This window comes from Streptomyces paromomycinus (assembly GCF_003865155.1).
Taxonomy (GTDB): Bacteria; Actinomycetota; Actinomycetes; order Streptomycetales; family Streptomycetaceae; genus Streptomyces; species Streptomyces chrestomyceticus.
Genome location: NZ_BHZD01000001.1, coordinates 5,031,027 through 5,053,556, shown reverse-complemented (window position 1 = coordinate 5,053,556; position 22,530 = coordinate 5,031,027). Strand labels below are relative to the sequence as shown.

General features: G+C 70.9%; 18 protein-coding genes. 11 read left to right on the top strand and 7 right to left on the bottom strand.

The features are described 5' to 3' along the window. The first annotated feature begins 362 nt into the window (after nucleotides 1-362). Both OEIGOIKO_RS21390 and OEIGOIKO_RS21385 read left to right on the top strand, forming a co-directional pair. Entirely contained in the window at nucleotides 363-3,572 is a 3,210-nt protein-coding gene (locus OEIGOIKO_RS21390) for an AfsR/SARP family transcriptional regulator (RefSeq protein WP_174857196.1), read from the top strand. Nucleotides 3,573-4,092: 520 nt separating this feature from the next. Next, nucleotides 4,093-5,139, top strand: a complete 1,047-nt coding sequence (locus tag OEIGOIKO_RS21385; RefSeq protein ID WP_125055399.1) for a cation diffusion facilitator family transporter — start codon at nucleotides 4,093-4,095, stop codon at nucleotides 5,137-5,139. A gap of 45 nt (nucleotides 5,140-5,184) precedes the next feature. Here OEIGOIKO_RS21385 and OEIGOIKO_RS21380 read toward each other — a convergent pair whose 3' ends face one another. Further along, on the bottom strand, nucleotides 5,185-6,126 hold the full coding sequence (locus OEIGOIKO_RS21380) for an NADP-dependent oxidoreductase (RefSeq protein ID WP_246177464.1): 942 nt from the start codon (nucleotides 6,124-6,126) through the stop codon (nucleotides 5,185-5,187). Between the two features lie 282 nt (nucleotides 6,127-6,408). Between OEIGOIKO_RS21380 and ligD the strand changes: the two genes are divergently transcribed. Next, nucleotides 6,409-7,353, top strand: coding sequence for a non-homologous end-joining DNA ligase (ligD, locus tag OEIGOIKO_RS21375; protein WP_125055398.1), 945 nt, complete (start codon nucleotides 6,409-6,411; stop codon nucleotides 7,351-7,353). A gap of 107 nt (nucleotides 7,354-7,460) precedes the next feature. Continuing rightward, on the top strand, nucleotides 7,461-8,618 hold the full coding sequence (locus OEIGOIKO_RS21370; RefSeq protein ID WP_125055397.1) for an ABC transporter ATP-binding protein: 1,158 nt from the start codon (nucleotides 7,461-7,463) through the stop codon (nucleotides 8,616-8,618). Nucleotides 8,619-8,652: 34 nt separating this feature from the next. On the opposite strand, the gene OEIGOIKO_RS21365 is transcribed toward OEIGOIKO_RS21370, so the two are convergent. The 4 genes from OEIGOIKO_RS21365 to OEIGOIKO_RS21350 all read right to left on the bottom strand — a co-directional run bounded on the left by OEIGOIKO_RS21365 (nucleotide 8,653) and on the right by OEIGOIKO_RS21350 (nucleotide 12,470). Beyond that, on the bottom strand, nucleotides 8,653-9,648 hold the full coding sequence (locus tag OEIGOIKO_RS21365) for an ABC transporter substrate-binding protein (RefSeq protein WP_371858949.1): 996 nt from the start codon (nucleotides 9,646-9,648) through the stop codon (nucleotides 8,653-8,655). Next, nucleotides 9,645-10,319 carry an ABC transporter permease gene (locus OEIGOIKO_RS21360; protein WP_125055396.1) on the bottom strand — a complete coding sequence of 225 codons (675 nt, stop codon included), beginning with the start codon at nucleotides 10,317-10,319 and terminating at the stop codon, nucleotides 9,645-9,647. The genes OEIGOIKO_RS21365 and OEIGOIKO_RS21360 overlap by 4 nt, the downstream gene beginning before the upstream one ends. 40 nt (nucleotides 10,320-10,359) lie before the next feature. Further along, the gene (locus OEIGOIKO_RS21355; RefSeq protein ID WP_125055395.1) at nucleotides 10,360-11,031 is read right to left on the bottom strand and encodes an ABC transporter permease; all 672 of its coding nucleotides are present in this window, start codon (nucleotides 11,029-11,031) and stop codon (nucleotides 10,360-10,362) included. Nucleotides 11,032-11,192: 161 nt separating this feature from the next. After that, complete coding sequence (locus OEIGOIKO_RS21350; RefSeq protein WP_125055394.1) at nucleotides 11,193-12,470, bottom strand: alpha/beta hydrolase; 1,278 nt, start codon at nucleotides 12,468-12,470, stop codon at nucleotides 11,193-11,195. Nucleotides 12,471-13,091: 621 nt separating this feature from the next. Between OEIGOIKO_RS21350 and OEIGOIKO_RS21345 the strand changes: the two genes are divergently transcribed. From OEIGOIKO_RS21345 to metG, 7 genes are all read left to right on the top strand, one after another. Beyond that, a complete protein-coding gene (locus OEIGOIKO_RS21345; RefSeq protein ID WP_125055393.1) occupies nucleotides 13,092-14,552 on the top strand; it encodes a vWA domain-containing protein in 1,461 nt (486 codons plus the stop codon). A gap of 154 nt (nucleotides 14,553-14,706) precedes the next feature. Beyond that, nucleotides 14,707-14,883: a hypothetical protein gene (locus OEIGOIKO_RS41695; RefSeq protein WP_170251789.1), complete on the top strand. Its 177-nt coding sequence runs from the start codon at nucleotides 14,707-14,709 to the stop codon at nucleotides 14,881-14,883. Between the two features lie 309 nt (nucleotides 14,884-15,192). Further along, nucleotides 15,193-16,632: an MFS transporter gene (locus OEIGOIKO_RS21335; protein ID WP_307721265.1), complete on the top strand. Its 1,440-nt coding sequence runs from the start codon at nucleotides 15,193-15,195 to the stop codon at nucleotides 16,630-16,632. A 169-nt stretch (nucleotides 16,633-16,801) separates the two neighbouring features. Further along, on the top strand, nucleotides 16,802-17,209 hold the full coding sequence (locus OEIGOIKO_RS21330; protein ID WP_125055391.1) for a YciI family protein: 408 nt from the start codon (nucleotides 16,802-16,804) through the stop codon (nucleotides 17,207-17,209). Between the two features lie 17 nt (nucleotides 17,210-17,226). Continuing rightward, complete coding sequence (locus tag OEIGOIKO_RS21325; RefSeq protein ID WP_125058836.1) at nucleotides 17,227-18,372, top strand: RNA polymerase sigma factor; 1,146 nt, start codon at nucleotides 17,227-17,229, stop codon at nucleotides 18,370-18,372. Between the two features lie 53 nt (nucleotides 18,373-18,425). Continuing rightward, complete coding sequence (locus OEIGOIKO_RS21320) at nucleotides 18,426-19,214, top strand: class I SAM-dependent methyltransferase (protein ID WP_125055390.1); 789 nt, start codon at nucleotides 18,426-18,428, stop codon at nucleotides 19,212-19,214. Between the two features lie 273 nt (nucleotides 19,215-19,487). Next, the gene (gene metG, locus OEIGOIKO_RS21315) at nucleotides 19,488-21,197 is read left to right on the top strand and encodes a methionine--tRNA ligase (RefSeq protein ID WP_125055389.1); all 1,710 of its coding nucleotides are present in this window, start codon (nucleotides 19,488-19,490) and stop codon (nucleotides 21,195-21,197) included. A gap of 75 nt (nucleotides 21,198-21,272) precedes the next feature. Here metG and OEIGOIKO_RS21310 read toward each other — a convergent pair whose 3' ends face one another. Together OEIGOIKO_RS21310 and OEIGOIKO_RS21305 are read right to left on the bottom strand one after the other, a co-directional pair. Then, nucleotides 21,273-21,827, bottom strand: coding sequence for a Uma2 family endonuclease (locus tag OEIGOIKO_RS21310; RefSeq protein ID WP_125055388.1), 555 nt, complete (start codon nucleotides 21,825-21,827; stop codon nucleotides 21,273-21,275). A 26-nt stretch (nucleotides 21,828-21,853) separates the two neighbouring features. Next, nucleotides 21,854-22,471, bottom strand: a complete 618-nt coding sequence (locus OEIGOIKO_RS21305; protein WP_125055387.1) for a Uma2 family endonuclease — start codon at nucleotides 22,469-22,471, stop codon at nucleotides 21,854-21,856. Nucleotides 22,472-22,530: the final 59 nt, after the last annotated feature.

Below are 22,530 nucleotides of genomic sequence, written 5' to 3'. Positions count from 1 at the left end.
CGGGAAGCGGCGAGGCGGGGACCGCGTGCACGTGTATGCCGCCGCTGACATCTCCCGCCTGGATACTCGTCCCGTGAATCCTGGCCGAACCGCCAATGGCGTTCGTATCCCGGCGCATCCCCCACCCCCGTCCGGTACGTACGTCATCGATCACCTCAGCTCTACCCAGGTAAGGGCGGCGGGAGACCTCCGGAAGGACGGCGGGTGCCGCGAAGCCCGGCACAGGGCCCGAACCGGCCACCGCCCGTGCCCACCGTCAACCGCCCGTGCCCACTTGCCACCTCCGGTGCCCACTGGTCACTTCAACCATTGAGTGCCATGCTCGCGGAACCGGTATGGGGCGCCGATGACGGGAGGCGCTGATGGAGATTTTCATCCTCGGCCCCATTTGCCTCGGCTCGGACACGCACCGGGTCGGCCTCGGCTCCGACAAAGAGCGTGGCGTTCTCGCGTCGCTGGCCCTGTCCGCGGGCCGGCCCGTCGCTCTGGACGCATTGATCGACCGTCTTTGGGACGGCACACCGCCGGGCAAAGCCCGCGAATCGGTCCACACGTATGTGTCGCGCATTCGCAAATCCATACGTATGGCCGCCGCCGGTTCCGCCGCGCCGAAAGCTGCGGCGATCACCCACCATGCGCACACCTATACCCTCGAAATTCTGCCCGAACGCATTGACTGGCACCGCTTTCAGGAGCTCGTCTCCAGGGCCCGGCGCCTGTCGGACGACGGGGCCGACGACCGGGCGGTCGCACTGCTCCACCAGGCGGACGACCTGTGGCGCGGCGATCCCCTCGCGGGCCTGCCGGGGTCGTGGGCCGAGCGGATGCGGACGAGCCTGACCGAGCAGCGCCTCAGCGCCACCACCTCGCGTATCGCCATGCAGTTGCACCTGGGGCGCTTCAGCGAGGTGATCGGTGTTCTCAGCTCCCTGGTCGGCCAGTTCCCCGACGACGAAACCCTCCTCGGCTATTGGATGCTGGCCTGCTACGGCTGCGGCCGGCACGCGGACGCCTTACGGATCTACCAGGAAGCCCGCCGTAAACTCCGTACGGAACTGGGCTCCGACCCGAGCGAAGAACTCGCCCGCATCCACCGGAGAATTCTGCGGCGCGTGCCGGCCCGCGAGGTCCTTTTTGACGGCCCGCAACATGCCCCTGACACATTCCGCACCGCTTACGCCCCGCGCAACCTGCCACGTCAGGCCGCTCTCGTCGGCCGCCGTACGGAAATGCGGCGGTTCCACGCGGTGCTCGCCGCCGCGAGCGGGACGGAGGGGGACGGTTACGCCTCCATCGTGGCCTTGGAAGCGATTTCCGGTATGGCCGGCGTGGGCAAGACGGCCCTGGCCGTGAATGCCGCCAACGCGCTGGGACGCCACTTCCCCGACGGGCAGCTCTACATCGACCTGCGCACCCACGCCAGCGTCCAGGAACCGTTGAGCGCCTCCACCGCGCTGGCAACTCTGCTGCGGCTGCTCGGAGTTCCGGCGAACTCCATTCCCGCCGCGCTCGAAGAACGCACGGACCTGTGGCGGACGCTGCTCTCGCACAAAAGAGCCGTCATCATTCTCGACGACGCCGCGGACACCGACCAGGTACGCCCGCTCCTTCCCGGCCTGTCGCCCTCGCTCATCATCATCACCAGCCGACGCCATCTGGCGGGGTTACCCGGTGCCCACTCTCTCGCCCTCGACGTGCTCCCCCCGCAGGACGCCGTAGCCCTCTTCCGTGCGTTCTCCGGTCAGGAACGCACCCAGGACACCACCGGAATATCCCGGATCGTGAGCCTCTGCGGAAATCTGCCGCTCGCCATCGAGATCGCCGCCAACCGTTTCAACGCCCGCCCGTCCTGGTCCCTGGCCGACCTCCGCGAACGCCTCACCCGGGGCCCCGGCCGGCTCGCGGAACTGTACGACGGATACTCGGGGGTGGCCCGCGCCTTCGAGATGTCCTACCTGACGCTGACTCCCGCCCAGCAGTCCGCGTTCCGCCGCCTCGCCCTCCATTTGGGCGCCGAGTTCGGCCCGCACGCGGCGTCCGCGCTGATGGGCCTTCCCGGGCAGCAGACGGAACGGCTTCTCGAAAGCCTGCTGTACTGCCATTTGCTCCAGGAGCCCCGCCCCGACCGGTACCGGTTCCACGACCTGCTCGGAGAGTACGCACGGGCGTTGGCGCATTCGGAGGACGACGAGGCGACCCGTAACCAGGCCGTGCAGCGTCTGATCGACTATTACTTGACCGCCACCGAGGCCGCTGACGCCCTTGTCTATCCGCAACGGCCCCGGTTGGCTCGTCAGCGCTCCGACAACACCGCCGGTAGCGCCGGCAGTCGTCTGCCCTGGCGCAATGCCGAGGCAGCGAAGGAATGGCTCGCCACTGAGCGCTCCAACCTCCTCACCGTGGAACGGTATGCACGCACCCACGGCGTCCCCCGCCAGGCCGCACTTCTGAGTCACGCCCTGTCGGAGTTCCTGGACGCCGAATGCCATTGGGTGGACACCGACCGGATGCAACGGCATGCCGTCGATCACTGGAAGCAGGCGGGTGACCAGCGCGCACTGTGTCTGGCCCTGCTCGACCTCAGCGCCACCCGCACGAACACCGGCCACTATCCGGAGGCCATGGCGGCCGCCCGTCACGCGCTCGAACTGGCACGGACGACGAATGCCCCGGACGCGGAAGCCGACGCGCTGCGAAAACTGGGCATCCTGCACTGGAATCACGGCCAGAATCACGAGGCGCTCGCCGCGCACCGGGAAGCCATCGCCGTGCATGAGCGCTCGGGCAATACCTGGGGCCAGGCTCGCTGCGAGAACAACTACGCCATCAGCCTGCTGTACCTGGGAAAGCACCAGGAGGCCCTGGAGTACTTCACCCGGGCAATCGACACATTCCAGCAGGCCGGTGACCGGCGGAATTCCGCCAGGTGCATCAACAATCTGGGCGATCTGCACCTGCAAGCGGGGAATGTGAAGCTGGCTCGCCAGACGTACGAAACCTCTCTTGCCCTCTCCATGGACGTCGGGAGCCTATCCGACGTGGCCACGGTGCAGGCCAACCTTGCCGGGCTGCTCTCCACCTCGGCGGACCGGCACGACGTCGCCTCTGGCATGGACATGTTTAGGGAGTGCCTGTTCACCTTCCGACGGCTCGGCGACCGTAAGAATGAGGGCAATGCCCTGATCGGACTGGGTACGGCCCACTTCGGCCTCGGACAGTTCACCGAGGCGGCCACCCACCATCAGCAGGCCCTGTCCCTGGCCCGGAGCATCGGCGCCGCCCAGGAAGAAGCCCGCGCTCTGCGGTGCCTGGGAAGCGCGGAGGCGGCACTCGGCAGCCTCGCCGCCGCGGCGGAGCACCTTTGCGCGGCGATTTCACTCGCCCACCGAATTCACTTCCCGGAGGAAGAGGCGCGGGCGACGGATGTACTGGCGGAGGTGCGGCTCCGAGAGGGGAGCCGGGATGCCGCCCAGGCGCTGTGGCGACAGGCGTTCGAATTGTTCAGTGGTCTGGATGAGAGTGAGGCCGCCCGGGTGGCCCAGCATCTCGATGCGGAATCTGCCACTGATTGATGGCATCGTTCGCCGCATCAGAATTTCTCAGTTTTTACGATCATAGGCATTGCCCCTAGGCGATCACCATGGCAGGGTCCGGTGCTGCAAACGATCTATCAGGTTCTCGCATCGGATACATACAATTGCTCAATAACGTAACTCGACGGCGTGCGGCCGTGACCCTTGCCAGCATCGCCGCAGTCCTGGCGGTGTCCACAACAGTCGCCTCACCCGCAGCGGCAACACCTCAATCGTCTGCCCACAGCATGGAGGCCGCCACAGCGTCATCCCCCATGCAGTCGTCCGCAGGGATATGCATTCCCACGTACGCCGACGCCCTCTAGGCATCGCCGAGGGGCCGCCGCAAGACCTGCGCCGGCCCCTCGGCCGCCCTCCCCACCCACTCCTCTGACCTGCACCGATGCGCCATCCGACGGTAATGACAACGGTCACCGGTGCAGCCTTTGGATCTAGCGGAGAAGTGCGGTTTGCTTCGTGGCGCACGTCCTTTTGGACGCCCCAGGGAGGAGCGCGCCCCATGACCGAGCACGCCCACAGCCACGACCACAACCACGCCCACGGGCACTCGCATTCGCACTCGCACTCGCACTCACACACCCTCTCCCCCGACGCCGACCGCCGTTGGCTGCGGGCCGCGCTGGTGCTGATCACCGCGTTCATGGCCGTGGAGGTGGTGATCGGTTTCCTGGCGCGCTCCCTGGCGCTGATCTCCGACGCGGCCCACATGCTCACCGACGCCGCCTCGATCGTGCTCGCCCTGGTCGCCATGCGGCTGGCCGCGCGGCCCGCGCGCGGGGGCTACACGTACGGACTCAAGCGCGCCGAGATCCTGTCCGCGCAGGCCAACGGCATCACCTTGCTCGTACTGTCGCTCTGGCTCGGATACGAGGCGATCACCCGCCTGGTGTCACCGCCCGAAGTGACCGGCGGCCTGGTGCTGGTCACCGCGCTGGCCGGGGTCGTCGTCAACATCGCGGCGGCCTGGTGCATCTCCCGGGCCAACCGCAGCAGCCTGAACGTCGAGGGTGCCTACCAGCACATCCTCACCGACCTGTTCGGCTTCATCGCCACCGCCGTCGCCGGCGCGGTCGTCCTGACCACCGGCTTCGCGCGGGCCGACGCCATCGCCTCGCTCGTCGTGGTCGTCCTGATGCTGCGGGCGGGCACCGGCCTGGTCCGCGAGTCCGGGCGGATCTTCATGGAGGCCGCGCCGAGCGGTGTGGACCCGGACGCGCTGGGGGACCACCTGGTCGAGGTGGACCAGGTCGTGGAGGTCCACGACCTGCACATCTGGGAGATCACGTCCGGGGAACCGGCCCTGTCGGCGCACATCCTGGTCGCGCCGGGCGGCGACTGCCACGCCGTACGGCGCGGCCTGCACGAACTGCTGAGCCTGAAGTACGGGATCACCCACGCCACCCTCCAGGTCGACCACGTGGGCGAGCTGCCCCGCTCCGGCGAGGTGCTGCACATAGCGGCGGGGCCGGACGACGCGGCGCTGGTGCCCCCGCACTGCGAGGGCACGCACGGGCCGGTGCACCGGCCGGGCCCGCACGACCACTGAAGCGGCCCGAGGCGGCCCGAGGCGGCCCGAGTCGGCCCGGCGTGGTCAGAAGGTGATGACCGTCTTGCCCTGCGCGTGCCCCGTACGGCTCGTCTCCAGCGCTTCCGGCGCATCCTCCAGCGCGATCTCGTCGGCGAGGATCACGGTCAGCCGCCCCGCGTCGAGCTGACCGGCGAGGATCTCCAGCAGCTGCGGCGACGGCCGGTTCTGGAAGTTGAAGCCGCGCAGGTTGTGGTCGGTCAGCGCGTCCGCGTCGGCGGACCCGACGGTGGAGACGGCCGTACCGCCGTCCCGTACGGTCCGGGTCATCTCGCCGAACGCGACCGGGCCGCTGACCAGGTCGAGCAGCACGTCCACACCCTCCGGATGGGCGGCCAGCACCTGGTCGGCCACCGGGCCCAGCGTGTGGTCCACCGTCGCCGCGGCGCCCAGGCCGGCCATCAGGTCCGTCAGGCCCGGCCGCGCGGTGACGAGCACCTCGGCGCCCCGGCCGGCCGCCAGCTGGGTGGCGAAGGTGCCGACGCCGCCGGTGCCGCCGACGATCAGGACCCGTTTGCCCTCGCTGATCCGGGTCTCCTCCACCAGGTTGTAGGCCGACGTCCCGGCCGTGGGGACGGCCGCCGAGGTCGCGTAGGTGACGCTGCGGGCCGCGCCGGCCAGCGCCTTCTCCTCGACCGCCGCGAACTCGCCGTACGAGCCGCCGCCCCGCCCCGGCCGCTGGAACTGGCCGAACACCGAGTCGCCCACCGTGAAGCGGCGCACACCGGTGCCGATCGCGACCACCTCGCCCGCGCCGTCCGACCCCAGGACGAGCGGGAAGGTGTGCGGCGTCGCGTCCTTGAGGAGGCCGTCGGCGATCTTCCAGTCGAGGGGGTTGACCCCGGCGGCGGACATCCGCACCAGGACCTCACCCGGTCCGGGATCGGGCTCCGACAGTTCCATGAGCTGGGGCTGTTCGCCGAATGCGGTGACTGCTACGGCCTTCATCGTCGCGTTCCCTTCCGCCCGAACGTTCCTCGATCCACCCTCCCGACCGGTGGCAGGGCACGGGCCGCCGTCAACATGGCGCCCGTCGAGGCCCGCCTTCGGGTGAAACGACGCCAGGTGACGACAGCCCACAGGATCGTAAGCACGCGAACCGGACGTATCCGGCAGGACGAGGGGCGGTGCCCCGGAAGCAACTCGTACGGCCCCCCGCCGAACCGGTGCCGCCCGGCCCCGGGCCACGCCGCGTTTGCCCCGCGGCCCGGCCGGTTACCCGTCCTCGGTATGAGCGGCAGCAGCGGCGGCACGGACGACGCACACACCATCAAGGCGGGGCGGCGCACGGTCAGGATCAGCCGGCCCGGCAAGGTTCTCTTCCCGGACGACGGCATCACCAAGGCCGACTTGGCCGACCACTACAAGGCGGTCGCCCGGCGCGCGGTACCGCAGCTGCGCGACCGGCCGCTGATGATGGAGCGGCATCCCGACGGCATCGGCGGCAAGCCCCTGATGCAGAAGAACGCCCCCGACCACTTCCCCGAATGGGTACGGCGCTCCGAGCAGTCCAAGGAGGGCGGCACCGTCACCCACGTCGTGTGCGACGACCCCGCGACCCTCGTCTACCTCGCGGACCAGGCCACCGTCACCGTCCACCGCTGGCTCTCCCGCGAGCACCGCCCCGACCACCCCGACCTGATCATTTTCGATCTCGACCCGGCCGAGGGCGCGGACTTCGAGGACGTACGGTGGGCCGCCCACCGGGTCTGCGAACTCTGGGACGAACTGAAGCTGCCCGCCCGCCTGATGACCACCGGCTCGCGCGGCCTGCACGTCATCGCGCCGCTGGACGGCGGCTCCGGCTTCGACGCGGTACGCGACTTCGCCCACCTGGCCGCCGAACGCCTCGCCAGGCAGCACCCGGACCGCCTCACCACCGAGCAGCGCAAGGCCGACCGCAAGGGCCGCATCTACCTGGACGTGCAGCGCAACGCGTACGCGCAGACCGCGGTCGCGCCCTATTCCGTACGCGCGAAGCCGGGCGCCCCGGTGGCCACCCCGATCTCCCGCGACGAGCTGGACGACCCCGGCCTCACGGCCCAGCGGTGGACCATCGCCACCCTCCCCGACCGGCTCGCCGAGGACGACCCGTGGGCCGGGCTGTCCTGGCGCGGCCGGTCGGTCCGGGCGGCACGGGAGCGGCTGGAGGCGTTGGAGGAGTCGGAGGGTTAGAAGGCCCGACGGGGACGGGGCATCCGCCCTCCCGTTTGCCCTTCCGCGGTCCCGCCCGTTTGCCCGCATAAGGCGACCGCCTGCGGACCGCGGGCTTCAATGGACCAATGATCCGGTTCGAGTCCGTCACCAAGCGCTACCCGGACGGCACCACCGCCGTGGACGACCTGTCCTTCGAGGTCGCCGAGGGCGAGCTGGTGACGCTGGTCGGACCGTCCGGCTGCGGCAAGACCACGACGATGAAGATGGTCAACCGGCTCATCGACCCGACCGGCGGCCGCATCCTCGTCGAGGACGAGGACATCGCGACGGCCGACCCCGTACGCCTGCGCCGCCGGATCGGCTACGTCATCCAGCAGACCGGTCTCTTCCCGCACCGCACCGTCCTCGACAACACGGCCACCGTGCCGCACCTGCTCGGCTGGCCGCGCAAGAAGGCCCGCGCCCGCGCCGCCGAACTCCTGGACCTGGTCGGCCTGGACCCCGATGTCCACGGGTCGCGCTACCCGGACCAGCTCTCCGGCGGCGAGCGGCAGCGTGTCGGCGTGGCGCGCGCGCTGGCCGCCGACCCGCCCGTCCTGCTGATGGACGAACCGTTCGGCGCGGTCGACCCGGTCGTCCGTGACCGGCTCCAGAAAGAGTTCCTGCGGCTCCAGGCGTCGCTGCACAAGACGGTGCTGCTGGTCACGCACGACATCGAGGAGGCCATCCGGCTGGGCGACCGGATCGCGGTCTACGGGCAGGGCCGGATCGAGCAGTACGACACTCCGGCGAGCGTGCTGGGCGCGCCGGCCTCCCCGTACGTCGCCGAGTTCGTCGGCAGCGACCGGGCCCTGAAACAGCTCGCGGTCACCGGCATCGACCCCGGCGACCTGGAGCACCCGCCCTTCGCCCGCCTCGGCGAACCGGCCGGCCGGGCGGCGGAGCGGCTGCGCGCGGAGGGCGCGCGCTGGGCCGTCGTCCTGGACGAGGAGGGCGGGCTGCACGGGTGGGTGGGGACGGAAGAGGTGTCCGAAGCGCGGGGGAACGTTTCGGCGCACGCGCGCCGGATGGAGGCGTGGGTGCCGGTCAGCGGCTCGCTCAAGGACGCCTTCAGCGAGATGCTCAAGTACGACGCGGGCTGGATCGCCGTCGTGGACGGCACCCGCTTCCTGGGCGTCCTGACCCCGGCCCGGCTGCACGAGGCGCTACGGCGCACGATCGGGTCCGACGAGCAGGGGGTGCCGCGGGAGGAGACGGAGGTGGACTCGGTGCCCACGGAGTGAGAAGACGGGCCGCGCGGGCCCCGTGGCACCGGAACTACAGCAGCCCCTTCTTCCGCAGATAGTCCCGCGCCACGTCCTCCGGGAGCCGCCGCCAGCTGTCCACCCGCTGGTTGAGGTCGGCCAGGTCCTCCGTCGTCAGTACGGAGTTGAGCTTGCCGAGGGCCGCGGCGACCCGCCGGCTCCCCGCGCGGGCCCGGTTGACCACCGGAACGACGTAGTCCGCGTTCTGCAGTTTCTTGTCGTCCTCAAGGAAGACCAGCCCGAACTGCCCGACCGTCGCGTCCGTACTGGTCGTCAGCACCATCTGGTCCTGTCCGTTCTGCACGGCCTGCTTGGCGGGCGTGGTGCCCACCCCCTTCGGGTCGACGGCCGTGATGTCGATCCCGTACGTACGCTTCAGACCGGGCGCGCAGAACGGCCGCTGCACGCACTCGTCGCCCGCCGCCAGCCGTACCGGCAGCTTGGCGCGCCCCAGGTCGCTGAGGGTCTTCAGACGGTGCTGCCGCGCGTACGAGGCAGCCACGGCGAACGCGTTCTGGTCGACGGCCCGGCCCGGCGGCAGCACGGTCAGGCCGCGGGGCGTGGCCAGGTCGCGCAGCGCCTTCATCGTCGTGCCGAGGTCCGGGGAGGCGACCGGGTCGGCGTCGGCGCCCTTGGTCTTGGCGTTCAGCCAGTCGGCGAAGGTCGCCGCGTACTCGGGTACGACGTCGATCTGGCCGCTCTCCAGGGACGGCTCGTACAACTCCCGATTGCCGACGGTGAGGATGCCGGTCTCGTACCCGGCCTGGCCGAGCAGCACCGCGTACATCTGGGCCAGCAGCTCGCTCTCGGTGAAGCCGGCCGAGCCGATCGAGAGGCGGCGGCTGTCGCCGGGCGCGGCCGTGATCTGGCCGCGGTTCTCCAGGGAGGGGCCGGTGGCGCAGCCGGAGAGCACGGCCAGGGCCGTCAGCCCCGCCAGTCCCGAGAGGCGGGCCTTCCAGCCCGTACGCCGGAGTACGGCCCGGACCGGCCCGCCGGCGCGCCCGCTCACCTCGTCCGCCCGCGCGCCCAGGCCGGCCCCAGCCGCTGCACCACCTCGAACAGCACCTCCATCAGCAGCGCGAACACCGCCACGATCACCGCCCCCGCCACCACCTGCGGCGTACTCGCCAGGTTGAACCCCGCCGTGATGATCCGCCCGAGCCCGCCCCCGCCCACCAGCGCGGCCAGCGTCGCCGTGGCGACCAGCTGCACCGCCGCGATCCGCACCCCGGTCAGCATCAGCGGCAGCGCCAGCGGCACCTCCACCCGCCGCACCAGCTGCCCGCCGGACATCCCCATCCCGCGCGCCGCCTCCACCACGTCCCGGTCCACCTCCCGCATTCCGACGTACGCGTTGGTCAGCAGCGGCGGCAGCGCGAACAGCACCAGCGCGATGAACGTCGGCCAGTCCCCGTGCCGGCCGAGCGGGGTCAGCAGGAGCAGCACCAGCACCGCGAAGGTGGGCACGGCGCGCCCGACGTTGGCGAGGTTGACGGCCAGCGCGCCGCCCCGGCCGAGGTGCCCGAGGGTGACGGCGACGGGCAGCGCGATCAGGCAGGCGGCGAGCAGGCAGCCGACGGTCAGCAGCAAATGTTCCGTGAGGCGGTGCCAGATGCCGCTCTCGCCGCCCCAGTTCGCGCCCGTGGCGAGCCAGGTCCTCACGTCTCCGAGCGTGCTCATCCGCTCCCCCGTGCGTAGCGCCACACCGCGCTCATGGTGCTCATGCGCGCCGCCACGGCGTCAGCAGCCGTTCCAGGCCGAGCAGCAGCAGGTCGAAGGCGACGGCGATGACGACGCACAGCACGGACGCCGTCAGCACCTGTGCCTTGAAGAACGAGTTCATCCCCGCGTAGATCAGGTTGCCCAGTCCGCCGTGGCCGACGATCGCCCCGATCGTCGTCAGCGCGACGGCGGAGACGGTCGCGATGCGCAGCCCCGCCATCGCGGCGGGCACCGCCAGCGGCAGTTCGACGGCCAGCAGCTGCCGCAGCGGCCCGTACCCCATGCCGCGGGCCGCCTCCTTCGCCTCCTCCGGTACGCCGGCCAGGCCCGCCAGGATGTTCCGTACGAGCAGGGTCAGGGAGTACAGGGCCAGCCCCACGATGACCAGGGTGGACGACAGCCCGTACAGCGGCAGCAGCAGCGAGAACATCGCCAGCGACGGAATGGTGTAGAGCACGGTGGTGACGCCCAGCACCGGCCCCACCGTCCAGCGCCACCGGCGCGCGATCAGCGCCAGCGGCAGCGCGATCACCAGGCCGAGCAGCACGGACACCACGGTCAGGTGGAGGTGCTGGAGCGCCGCGTCGAGCAGGATGTGGCGGCGGGTGGCGAGGTAATCGCCGCAGATCCAGTCGTTGCGGGCCAGGCAGTCGTCCGGAGGGGCGGTCACGACAGCAGTCCACCGCGGCGCGGGGCGGGTGTCCTGCGGGGTGGGCCGGACGGGTGAGGACCGGTACGGGGCCGGTACCGGTACCGGCCCCGTACCTGCTCCTGTACGTGCTCCTGTACGTGCTCCTGTACGTGCTCCTGTACGTGCTCCTGTACGTGCTCCTACGGCAACGTCGACGGCGAGGGGGACGAGGCCCGAGGCTGGGGCTGGGACGGCGACGGGGACGGCGTCGCCCCCACCCCCGGCCGCTTCGGTGGCGCGTGCGCGGCCTCCACGTCCTGCGGGAACGTCAGCTGACGTCCCTGCCACTCCAGGGCCGGCGCCACCTCCCGCCGCCACGTCGAGAACTGATGGCTGCCCCGCGGCAGGATGATCGAGTCGACGGTCATCGGGGGCTTCGCCGCCTCGACGAACCGCAGGGTGTCCCGGTAGTTCGGCTCACCCAGGCGGCTGCTGGCCACCAGTACCGAGACCTGCGGCACGGGCCGGTGCGCCAGCCGCCACAGCAGGTCGTGCTCACGCTCCCGGCGCGCGGCGGCCGCACCGCTGCCGAACAGGCTCCCGGTCGTCAGGTCGTCCTTGACGGCGTAGTCACCGGAGAGCGAGACCGCGGAGGTGTAAGTGCCGGGGCTGCGCAGGGCGAGCAGCATCGAACACGTACCGCCGGACGAGTAGCCGAACGCGCCCCACGCGCTCGGATCATGTCCCACCCGGTAGGCCGCCTTGACGGCCTCCGGAAGGTCCTGGGTGAAGAACGTCTCGGCCTGCGGCCCGCCCGGCACGTCCACGCACTCGGTGTCCCGCGGCGGCGCGATCGTCGGCCGGACCATCACCAGCACGGTCGGCTGCATCCGGCCCTCCTCGATCAGCCTGCCCGCGGTCTGCGGGATACGGAGGTGCTGCGCGAGGTTCATGATGCCGCCGGGATAGCCGCTGATCACGACGGAGACGGGGAAGCGCTGACGGCGGTACTGGTGCTGGAAGTACTGCGGCGGCAGGTAGACGAAGGCCGGGTTGACGACGCGGGTACGGCGCCCGACGAGCCGTACGGACTCCACCTTGCCGACCTCGTGGGGCGGGCCCTCCGGCAGCCCGGTCACCCGGTCCAGCCCCTGCGGCCCGGCCGGCTGGACCAGTCCGCCCCGGAGGCTGCGGGCATCGGCGTACCGCGGGCCGCCGCCCCCGCTCACCGCCACCGGACCGTCGTCGGTGTTGCCCAGCAGCTCGTCCCAGCTGCTGTAGAACTCGAAGCTGGAGTTCACGGCCAGCGCGAGCGAGCACAGGACCGCCACCTGGGTGACGAGGATGGTGCCGATCCTGCCCAGTACGGGGAGCACACCGTGCGGGGACAGCCGCGGCCACAGCCACACCGTCAGGGCCACACAGGCCACGGCCAGCGTGCTCACCGTGATTTCGAGCGACTGACTGGTCAGCCCCATGCGCCCACATCTCCCGTCACCCGTACGAGGGTTGCCCGGCCCTTCCGGACCGCCGCCAGGGTCAACGGACGTCCGGTCGATGGGTCACCACACGGGCCACGCCCACCACGGCCCCGCCACCCCCGCCGCCGCACGTCCCTCCCGCTCCGAACCACCCGCCCCTCCCGCAGCACCCGCGTGTGACGTGCGCAGACGCCTGCGCCACCGGACCCGCACGCCGTCTCTCCGCAACCTCCACCCCTCCCTCACCACCCCACACCGCACAAACATCCGCCCCCACCGACCGGCCCCCCTGCCGCTTCCCCTCGTTCCCTGCCGCTTCCCCCCGTTCCCCGCCGCTTCGTTCCCTGCCGCCCCCACCCCTTCGCACACCCGCCCGCCGCACATACGCTCTCCACACACACGCCCCACACACACGCCCCACCCGCACACCCCCACCAGCCCCCGCACCCCACACCACCTCGATACACAAAACACCCAAACGGGGCGTGCCGCGAGACGCGCGGGCTCCCACGATGGGACCGGCCCAGGCGGCTACCCTTACGTGTCCGGCCTGGTCAGGGACATGTCCGCGCTTCTCGGACATTCGCCGCACCCCACACACGCTAGAGAGGTTCGCCGATGGGCATTCGGAGTCTGCTGCGCAACGCTTTCGGTCGCTCCAAGGCGGCCCGCGAGGAATCGAACACCGCGGCGAGCGGCACCAAGGCGCCGGAAACGGCGACGATCCCGGAGGCCCGCGAAGAGGCCGCCCCGGAACCCGCCACGCCCCGCGACCCCGCCGTCCCCACGGCCCGCACCGCCCCCACCGACCCCCCGGCCGCCTCCCTCCCCTCCCAGACCACCCGCACCCCGTCTTCCGCCGAGGAGTCGGCCTCCGACCTCGTCTCCCAGGCATTCGACGCACCGAAGCCGACGCGGGAGGCGGAGGTGGTGGCGGAGCCGGAGGCGGCGAAGGCGGAGCCGGAGGCCGCGGCCAAGGCCACGGACGAGACGAAGCCCGAAGCGAAGCCGGAGGCAGAGCCGGAGGCCGTGGCCGAGACGAAGCCCGAAGCCGTGGCCGAGACGAAGCCCGAAGCCGAAGCCGTGGCCGAGGCGAAGCCCGAAGCCGCGGCGGAACCCGAGCCGGTAACCAAGGCCGAGCCGGTAACCAAGGCCGAGCCCGAGCCCGTAACCACGGCAGACCCCGAGGCCACGGCCACCCCCGGCCCCACCCCCGTAACCGAAACCGAGCCCGAGGCCACCCCCGAGCCCGTAGCAAAGACGGCCCCCAAGCCGACCGTCGTCCCCGAGCCCGTAACCGAGACGGCCCCCACCCCCGCCTCCACCACCCCCGCGTCCGCCACCTCCGCCACCTCCACAACCCCCACCTCCCTCACCAAGGTAGAAGCCCAGGCCCCCGCCCTCGTCAGCCTCTACAAGGCCGCCCGGGTCTCCCTGGAGAAGCAAGGGCTGGCCACTCAGCGCGCCGCGGTCTACCTCGTCCTCGACCGCTCGGGCTCGATGCGCAACTACTACAAGGACGGCACGGTCCAGCACCTGGCCGAGCAGGCCCTCGGCCTGTCCGCCAACCTCGACGACGACGGCACCGTCCCGGTGGTCTTCTTCTCCACCGACGTCGACGGCACCGCCGACCTCGACCTGACCAACTACGCCGGTCGCATCGAGGAGTTGCACGCGGGCCTCGGCCACATGGGCCGTACGAACTACCACTGGGCGATCAACGCCGTGACCGAGCACTACGAGAAGTCCGGCGCCACCGACCCCGCCTTCGTCATCTTCCAGACGGACGGCGCCCCCACGTCCAAGCCGGCCGCCGAGAAGGCGCTCTGCGAGGCCGCGAAGCTCCCCATCTTCTGGCAGTTCGTCGGCTTCGGCGACCCGGACGCCAAGGGCTTCGACTTCCTCCGCAAGCTGGACGACCTGGCCGTACCGGAGCGGCGCGTGGTCGACAACGCGGGCTTCTTCCACGCCGGCCGCGACCCGCGCACCCTCGCCGACGCCGACCTCTACCAGCAGCTCATGGTCGAGTTCCCCGCCTGGCTCCAGGAAGCCCGCACCGCCGGCATCCTCCCCGCCTGACGTACCGCCCTCACCCCCCACCACCCACCGGTCGCGGCCGGGCCACCCGGCCCGCCGCGACCGGCGTCTTTTCCCGCCGGTCGTACCGAAGCGCGAAGAGCGGCCGCACGGTACCAAGGAACCGGTGTACTGCGGCGTCTTCGTGAAGCGGCAGATGGGGCAGAAAATTACCGCGCCGTTCTGCACCTGGGCGGATGCGAGTACGACCGGGAATGTGATGGAGACGGACGCGGAACGGGTCGACGCCGACCCGTTCTCGGTGGATCTGGAAGCGCTCGCGGAGAAGGCGGACCGGATTCGTAGCGAGATCAAGGTACCGATCGGGCAGTAGATCGGGAAATAGATCGGGCGATAACCGGAGTCCGGGCGGCCGAGAGGCGAGGGGGCTGGGCAGCGCCTACGCTGGTTCCGGGCTGCGGTGCTCGCCCTACGGGTGACCGCTGTCCGTTGTCCACGGCGGAGGCGGGTATTCATGAGCCAGGGCCAGGGTCAGGATCAGAATCGGGGTCAGAAGCAGGATCAGGTTCGGGATCAGGTTCGGGATCAGGGGCAGAGGCGGACGGTGGGGCGGGCGGGTACGGCGGGGGGCCCTGATCCGCGGCGATGGTGGGGGCTTGTCGTCATTGCCGTGGCCCAGTTGATGGTGGTGCTGGATGCGACGATCGTGAATATCGCCCTGCCGTCGGCGCAGCGGGAGCTGCACATGTCGGATGCCAACCGGCAGTGGGTGATCACGGCGTACACGCTCGCGTTCGGCGGATTGCTGCTGTTGGGTGGGCGGATCGCCGACCTGGTGGGGCGTAAGCGGGCGTTCATCATCGGTCTGGTGGGATTCGCGATCGCCTCCGCGCTGGGTGGTGCGGCGTCGGGGCAGGGGTTGCTGTTCGGGGCCAGGGCCTTGCAGGGCGCGTTCGCCGCTGTGCTGGCGCCGTCCGCGTTGTCACTGCTGACGACGACCTTCACGGACGGGAAAGAGCGGAGCAAGGCGTTCGGCATTTACGGCGCCATTGCGGGCGGTGGCTCGGCCATCGGGCTGATAGCCGGTGGATTGCTGACGGAGTACCTGGACTGGCGCTGGTGCCTTTACGTGAATGTGCCGATCGCGGTGGTGGCGATCGCGGGCGCCTGGGTCTTTCTGCACGACCGGCGGGGGCACGGGGAAGCTCGGCTGGACGTTCCCGGCGTGGTGCTGGGGTGTGGCGGCCTGGTCGCCATTGTTTATGGGTGCAGTGAGGCGCAGCCCAGGGGGTGGGGGGACGCGATGGTTATCGGGCTGCTGGTGGGCGGCGTTGTGTTGTTGGCCGTATTCGGGTGGTGGCAGGGGCGGGCGCGTCATCCCTTGCTGCCGTTGCACATCGTGCGGGACCGGAATCGTGCGGGTGCGTTTCTGACCATGGCGCTGGCGGTCATCGCCATGTTCGGGATGTTCCTGTTCATGACGTACTACTTGCAGGTGGTACTGGGGTATTCGCCGGTGAAGACAGGACTGGCGTTTCTGCCGATCACGGCGGCGATCATCGTGGGGTCGACGCAGATCTCGGCGCGGCTGCTGCACCATCTGCCGCCCCGGGTGCTGATGGTCCCGGGCGCGGTGTTCGCGGCGGCGGGGCTGTTCTGGCTGACGACGCTGACCGCCGAGCCCGCGTACGTCTCACACGTCCTGCCGTCCGAGCTGCTGGTCGGGCTCGGCATGGGCCTGATCTTCATGCCGGTGATGTCCACGGCCACGGCGGGCGTCGCGCCGCAGGACTCCGGGGTGACGTCCGCGACCGTCAACACGGCGCAGCAGGTGGGCGGTTCGATCGGTACGGCGCTGCTGAACACCATCGCCACGTCGACGAGCGCGACGTACATCGGGACTCATCTGGCCACGGCCGCGCGGGAGGCGGGCGGCCGTCTCACGCCCGCGATGCGGGAGGGGGTCGTCAAGGACGGTGTCGTGCACGGGTTCACGGTGGCCATCGGGTGGGGCGCGGGGATCATGCTGCTGGCGGGGGTGGTCGCGGGTGTGCTGGTGAACGGGAAGGCGCCGAAGCACGGGGGCGGGGCAGGGGTAGGGGTAGGGGCGGGGGCCGAGTGACGGGTTCGGTTCGTCGGGGTGGCCTCGGGCACTGAGAGGGGCGCGTTGTGGGACCCACGCCGGGGACCCGGAAAAAATCTCGGCCGGCCATGTCGAGAACTCCCGATCGGCTCCGTCCCCGTAGTGCACGCGACCACAATGGGCCGCACCACTCCCGAGGAGACCCACGATGGCCAAGTACCTGCTGCTGAAGCACTACCGAGGCGCCCCGGCCGCGGTGAACGACGTCCCCATGGAGCGGTGGACGCCCGCGGAGATCTCGGCGCACATGCAGTACATGCAGGACTTCGCGGACCGGCTCGAAAAGAGCGGCGAGTTCGTGGACGGGCAGGCGCTCGCCGCCGAGGGGGCGTGGGTCCGGTACGACGGTGAGGGGCGCCCGCCGGTGACCGACGGCCCGTTCGCCGAGACCAAGGACCTGATCGCCGGCTGGATGGTGATCGACGTCGACAGCTACGAGCGCGCCGTCGAGCTGGCCGGGGAGCTGTCGGCGGCCCCCGGGGCGGGCGGGAAGCCGATCCACGAGTGGCTGGAGGTGCGCCCGTTCCTGGCCGCGCCGCCCACCGTCACGGACTGACCGCCGACGTGCCGCAGCTGGACGAGGCCCTGCTCCGGGGCCTCGCGCCGAGCGTGCTCGCCGTCCTCGTCCGCCGCGGAGCCGACTTCGCGGCGGCCGAGGACGCCGTACAGGACGCGCTGGTCGAAGCGGTCCGCGCCTGGCCCGCCGAGACGCCGCGCGATCCCAAGGGCTGGCTGGTCACGGTGGCCTGGCGCCGGTTCCTCGACGCGGCCCGGTCGGACGCGTCCCGCCGGCGGCGGGAGGATCTCGTGGACCAGGAGCCGGCGCCCGGGCCCGCGCCCCCGGTGGACGACACGCTCCAGCTCTACTTCCTGTGCGCGCACCCGGCACTGTCGCCGTCGTCCGCGGTCGCGCTCACGCTGCGCGCCGTGGGCGGGCTCACCACCCGCCAGATCGCCCAGGCGTACCTGGTGCCCGAGGCGACCATGGCGCAGCGGATCAGCCGCGCCAAGCGCACCGTCTCCAAGGTCCGCCTCGACCGGCCCGGCGACGTCTGCACCGTGCTCCGCGTCCTCTACCTCGTCTTCAACGAGGGCTACTCCGGCGACGTCGACCTCGCCGCCGAGGCGATCCGGCTCACCCGGCAGCTCGCGGCCTCGATCGACCACCCCGAGGTGGCGGGGCTGCTCGCCCTGATGCTGCTCCACCACGCGCGCCGCGCCGCCCGTACCGCGCCCGACGGCAGCCTGGTGCCGCTCGCCGAGCAGGACCGCGGCCGGTGGGACACCGGCGCGATCGCCGAGGGCATCGCGATCCTTCAGGCCGCCCTCGCCCGCGACCGGCTCGGCGAGTTCCAGGCGCAGGCCGCCGTCGCGGCCCTGCACGCCGACGCGCCCACCGCGGCGGAGACCGACTGGGTGCAGATCGTCGAGTGGTACGACGAACTCGCGCGCCTGACCGGCAGCCCGGTCGTCCGGCTCAACCGCGCGGTGGCCGTCGGGGAGGCCGACGGTCCGCGCGCCGGGCTGGCGGCGCTCGCGGAGCTGGACGCCACGCTGCCCCGCCACACGGCGGTGGCTGCGTACCTCCACGAGCGGGACGGGGACCCGGCCACGGCGGCACGGCTGTATGCCGAGGCGGCCCGGAAGGCGCCCAGTCCGGCCGAGCGCGACCATCTGACGCGCCAGGCCGCCCGCCTCAACGCCCGCCGGGACCCCTGAGGAGCCGCCCCGGAACAGCTCGCGGCAGCGGCTCCGCTCAGTACGCTGGCCCCGTGTTCACCCCCGAGGGACCGACGCTCCGCGAGCTGACCGTGCAGGCGCTCTCCTCCGTCGAGCGCGGCTACGACCTGCTGGCTCCGAAGTTCGACCGGACGCCGTTCCGTACGCCGGACCGGATTCTCGACGCGACGGCGGAGGCCTTGCGGGGCCTCGGCCCGGCCGGGGGACGGTTCGAGGCGGGGCTCGATGTCTGCTGCGGTACGGGGGCGGGCACCGGCGTGTTGCGGTCGCTGTGCCGGGAGCGGGTCGTCGGCGTCGATTTCAGCGCGGGAATGCTCGCGGAGGCGCAGACAGCAGCGAACGGGCGTACGGGCGGGCGTACGGGCGGGCGTACGGGCGGGCGTACGGGCGGGCGTACGGGCGGCCCCGCCGCGACATACGCCCGCGCAGACGCCCGCGCCCTCCCCTTCACCGCCGCCTTCGACCTCGCCGTCACCTTCGGCGCCCTCGGCCACTTCCTGCCCGCCGAGCGCGCGGCCGTCTTCGCCGGGGTCCACCGGTCGCTGCGTCCGGGCGGCATCTTCGCCTTCCCGGTCGCCGCGCCGCCGTCGCCCCGCTCCGCCCTGTACTGGACACTCCTCGGCTTCGACACGGTGATGCGCGTACGGAACGCGCTGTGGCGTCCGCCGTTCGTCATGTACTACCGGACCGGTGCACTGCGTGACATACGGGACGATCTGCTCGCCGCCGGGTTCTCCGTGGAGCTGGTCCCGGTACGGGGAGCCGCCCGCCGCCCCGACGGCAGCCCGAGCTGGGCGCTCGTGGTGGCCCGACGGCCTTGATCGCACAGACTCGACGGCCTCGACCGCACAGGCCCGGCGTCCTTGACCGCACGGACCCGCCGGCCTCGACCGCACAGACCCGCCGGCCTCGACCGCACGGACCCGCCGACCTTGACCGGGCAGCCCCACCGGCCCTGATCGCGCAGAAGGGACGATCAAGGACCGTGCGGGACGCGGAAAACCGGGCGCGGTGGCCCCGTACCCGTCCAGTACGATATTGACGTTCCGTAGAACAAAACCTCACTCACCGTAGCGACTTGGGAGCAGCCGGCAATGGCTCGACACCTCATCACCAGCGCCCTTCCGTACATCAACGGGATCAAGCACCTGGGCAACATGGTGGGGTCCATGCTCCCGGCCGACGTGTACGGGCGGTATATGCGCCAGCGCGGCCACGAGGTGCTCTACATCTGCGCCACGGACGAGCACGGCACGCCCGCCGAGCTGGCGGCCAAGGACGCCGGCCAGTCCGTCGACGCGTACTGCGGCGAGCAGCACGACGCGCAGAAGGCCATCTACGACGGCTTCCACCTGCGGTTCGACCACTTCGGCCGCAGTTCCTCGCAGCAGAACGTGGAGCTGACCCAGCACTTCGCGCGCAAGCTCCACGAGAACGGCTTCATCGAGGAGCGCGCCATCCGGCAGGTCTACTCGATCGCCGACGAGCGCTTCCTTCCGGACCGCTACATCGTCGGCACGTGCCCGCACTGCGGCTACGACAAGGCCCGCGGCGACCAGTGCGAGAACTGCACCCGCGTCCTGGACCCGACCGACCTGATCGACGCCCGGTCGGCGATCAGCGGCAGCAGCGACCTGGAGGTGCGCGAGACCAAGCACCTCTTCCTGCTCCAGTCCGCGCTCCAGGGCGAGGTCGAGCAGTGGATCGACGACAGCAGCGAGGACTGGCCGACGCTGGCGTCCTCCATCGCGCGCAAGTGGCTGACCGAGGGCCTCCAGGACCGGGCGATCACCCGTGACCTGGAGTGGGGCGTGCCGGTCCCGGCGGACGTGTGGCCGGAGCTGGCCGCCGAGGGCAAGGTCTTCTACGTATGGTTCGACGCGCCGATCGAGTACATCGCCTCGACGAAGGAGTGGGCGGACGCCGACCCGGCGAACCGCGACTGGAAGTCGTGGTGGTACGAGGCCGACGACGTGCGCTACACGGAGTTCATGGCCAAGGACAACGTCCCATTCCACTCGGTGATGTTCCCCGCCACCGAGCTGGGCACCCGCGAGCCGTGGAAGAAGGTCGACTTCCTCAAGGCGTTCAACTGGCTGACGTACTACGGCGGCAAGTTCTCCACCTCGCAGCGGCGCGGCATCTTCACCGACGCGGCGCTGGAGCTGCTGCCCGCCGACTACTGGCGCTACTTCCTGATCGCCAACGCGCCGGAATCCGACGACACGTCCTTCACCTGGGAGCTGTTCTCCTCTTCGGTCAACAAGGACCTGGCCGACACCCTCGGCAACTTCGTCAACCGGGTGCTGTCCTTCTCCCGCAAGCGCTTCGGCGACGAGGTGCCGGCGGGCGCGGCGGCCGGAGAGGCCGAGGCGAAGCTGGGCGAGCAGATCGCCGAGCTGCTGGCGGAGTACGAGGGCCACATGGAGGCCCTCCAGTTCCGCAAGGCGGCCGCGGCCCTGCGCGCGCTGTGGAGCGCGGGCAACTCCTACCTGGAGGAGAAGGCTCCCTGGCTGGAGATCAAGACCGACCAGGAGGCGGCGGCGCTGACGCTGCGCACCGCGATGAACCTGATCCACCTGTACGCGATCGTCTCGGAGCCGTTCATCCCGGCGGCGGCGAAGGCGATGCGCGGCGCGTTCGCGCTGGACGGCGACACGGCGGCCTGGGTCACGGCGGACGAGGCCCGCGCCCTGGCCTCGGTCCCGGCCGGTACGGCGTTCACGGTCCCGCCGGTGCTCTTCGCGAAGATCACGGAGGATGACCTGGCGGCGTACCGGGAGCGGTTCGGCGCGGCGGAGTAGGCACGCGGACGACGTACGGCGAGGGGCCCGGAACCGGCGAACGGTTCCGGGTTCCTCGGCCGTCGTACGACCGCCCTAGGCGGACTTACCGCCGTACGGATGCCAGCCCGCCGTCCGCAGCGTGAACCCCATGGGCTCCGGCATCGGGATGTCCTGGCCGAAGATGCCCTTCGCGGTCTCGACGTAATGGCGGCCGTCGAGCTGGAGGATGTGCCAGGTGGCGTCGTTGGGGTCGACGATCAGGTAGACGGGGATTCCGGCCTCGGCGTAGCGCTCGCGCTTGTCCTCCCAGTCGCGCTTGATGGCCGTACGGGTGGTGGAGACCGTTTCGACGACGGCGAGGACGATCTGCGGCGGCAAGTCCGCTTCTGCGAAGTCGGGGGCCGGGCGGTCTTCCGCACGGATGATGACGGCGTCGGCACGGGGGCGGTAATCATCGGCCACCAGTACGCCGCGCCCGCTCCACGCTTCGAACGGCTCCGGAGTGTGGCGCACGAAGGTCCGTCCGGGGAGGTCATGGAAGTGACCAGGGTTGGCTTGCACGACCAGTTCACCGTCGAGCAGCTCGACGGGCAGGCCATCGGGCACGTCCAGTTCCTGCCACATCTTGATGAGTGCGTTGGTGTCCACTCCGGGTCCCTCGCCGATACGTCGCCTCAGCGCACCCAGTCCTTCAGCGGCTCAGTGTCCAGTTCGATGCCCACCGGGTCCGGCAGGGTGACCGTCTTCCCGAACGGCACCGTCAGCAGCATCTCGTAGCGCCCACCGTCGGGCTGCGAGTGCACCTTGACCTCGCAGGTGTCCCGGTCGATCAGCAGATACACCGGGATACCGGTCTCGGCGTACGCCTTCGGCTTCTCCACGCGGTCCCGGCGATGGGTGGCATGGTCACGGGACGTGATCTCGACGGCCATGAGCACTCCCTCGGCATCCGTCCACTCGCCCAGGCCGACGAAGTTTTCGCTCGGCGCCAGGCAGCCGGCAGGGCGAGCATTGCTCTTGCGGTACGTCCCGACCCGCAGCCCCCGTCCCGCGTGAAGCCACCATCCCTCATCGGCCTTGATGCACAGACGCGTCAACCACGCGATGATCTCTGCATGGTCGCCGTCCGGCATGGGCTTCTCCCGGATCCTCCCGTTGACGAACTCCAGGCGCAGCGCCTCGTCCACGCGCTCACCAAAGCGAGCCAGCTCCTCGAACTGCTCCTGGCTCAGAACACTCGCGCGTCCTTCTTCTCGGTCCGCTGCGGTCGAAGCCGCTTCGCGTGTCGTCATGCCCGGAGCGTGGCACGCGAAAAGGCCCGCGATCATACGATCGCGGGCCCATCACACGT

Bases quoted from the DNA above. Each gene is read 5' to 3' on its own strand.
- ligD (WP_125055398.1), top strand. From the start codon at position 6,409: ATGAGCGGCAGCAGCGGCGGCACGGACGACGCACACACCATCAAGGCG.
- OEIGOIKO_RS21335 (WP_307721265.1), top strand. From the start codon at position 15,193: ATGGTGGTGCTGGATGCGACGATCGTGAATATCGCCCTGCCGTCGGCG.
- OEIGOIKO_RS21380 (WP_246177464.1), bottom strand. From the start codon at position 6,126: ATGAAGGCCGTAGCAGTCACCGCATTCGGCGAACAGCCCCAGCTCATG.
- OEIGOIKO_RS21345 (WP_125055393.1), top strand. From the start codon at position 13,092: ATGGGCATTCGGAGTCTGCTGCGCAACGCTTTCGGTCGCTCCAAGGCG.
- OEIGOIKO_RS21330 (WP_125055391.1), top strand. From the start codon at position 16,802: ATGGCCAAGTACCTGCTGCTGAAGCACTACCGAGGCGCCCCGGCCGCG.
- OEIGOIKO_RS21350 (WP_125055394.1), bottom strand. From the start codon at position 12,470: ATGGGGCTGACCAGTCAGTCGCTCGAAATCACGGTGAGCACGCTGGCC.
- OEIGOIKO_RS21305 (WP_125055387.1), bottom strand. From the start codon at position 22,471: ATGACGACACGCGAAGCGGCTTCGACCGCAGCGGACCGAGAAGAAGGA.
- OEIGOIKO_RS21370 (WP_125055397.1), top strand. From the start codon at position 7,461: ATGATCCGGTTCGAGTCCGTCACCAAGCGCTACCCGGACGGCACCACC.
- OEIGOIKO_RS21390 (WP_174857196.1), top strand. From the start codon at position 363: ATGGAGATTTTCATCCTCGGCCCCATTTGCCTCGGCTCGGACACGCAC.
- OEIGOIKO_RS21360 (WP_125055396.1), bottom strand. From the start codon at position 10,319: ATGAGCACGCTCGGAGACGTGAGGACCTGGCTCGCCACGGGCGCGAAC.
- metG (WP_125055389.1), top strand. From the start codon at position 19,488: ATGGCTCGACACCTCATCACCAGCGCCCTTCCGTACATCAACGGGATC.
- OEIGOIKO_RS21385 (WP_125055399.1), top strand. From the start codon at position 4,093: ATGACCGAGCACGCCCACAGCCACGACCACAACCACGCCCACGGGCAC.
- OEIGOIKO_RS41695 (WP_170251789.1), top strand. From the start codon at position 14,707: ATGGGGCAGAAAATTACCGCGCCGTTCTGCACCTGGGCGGATGCGAGT.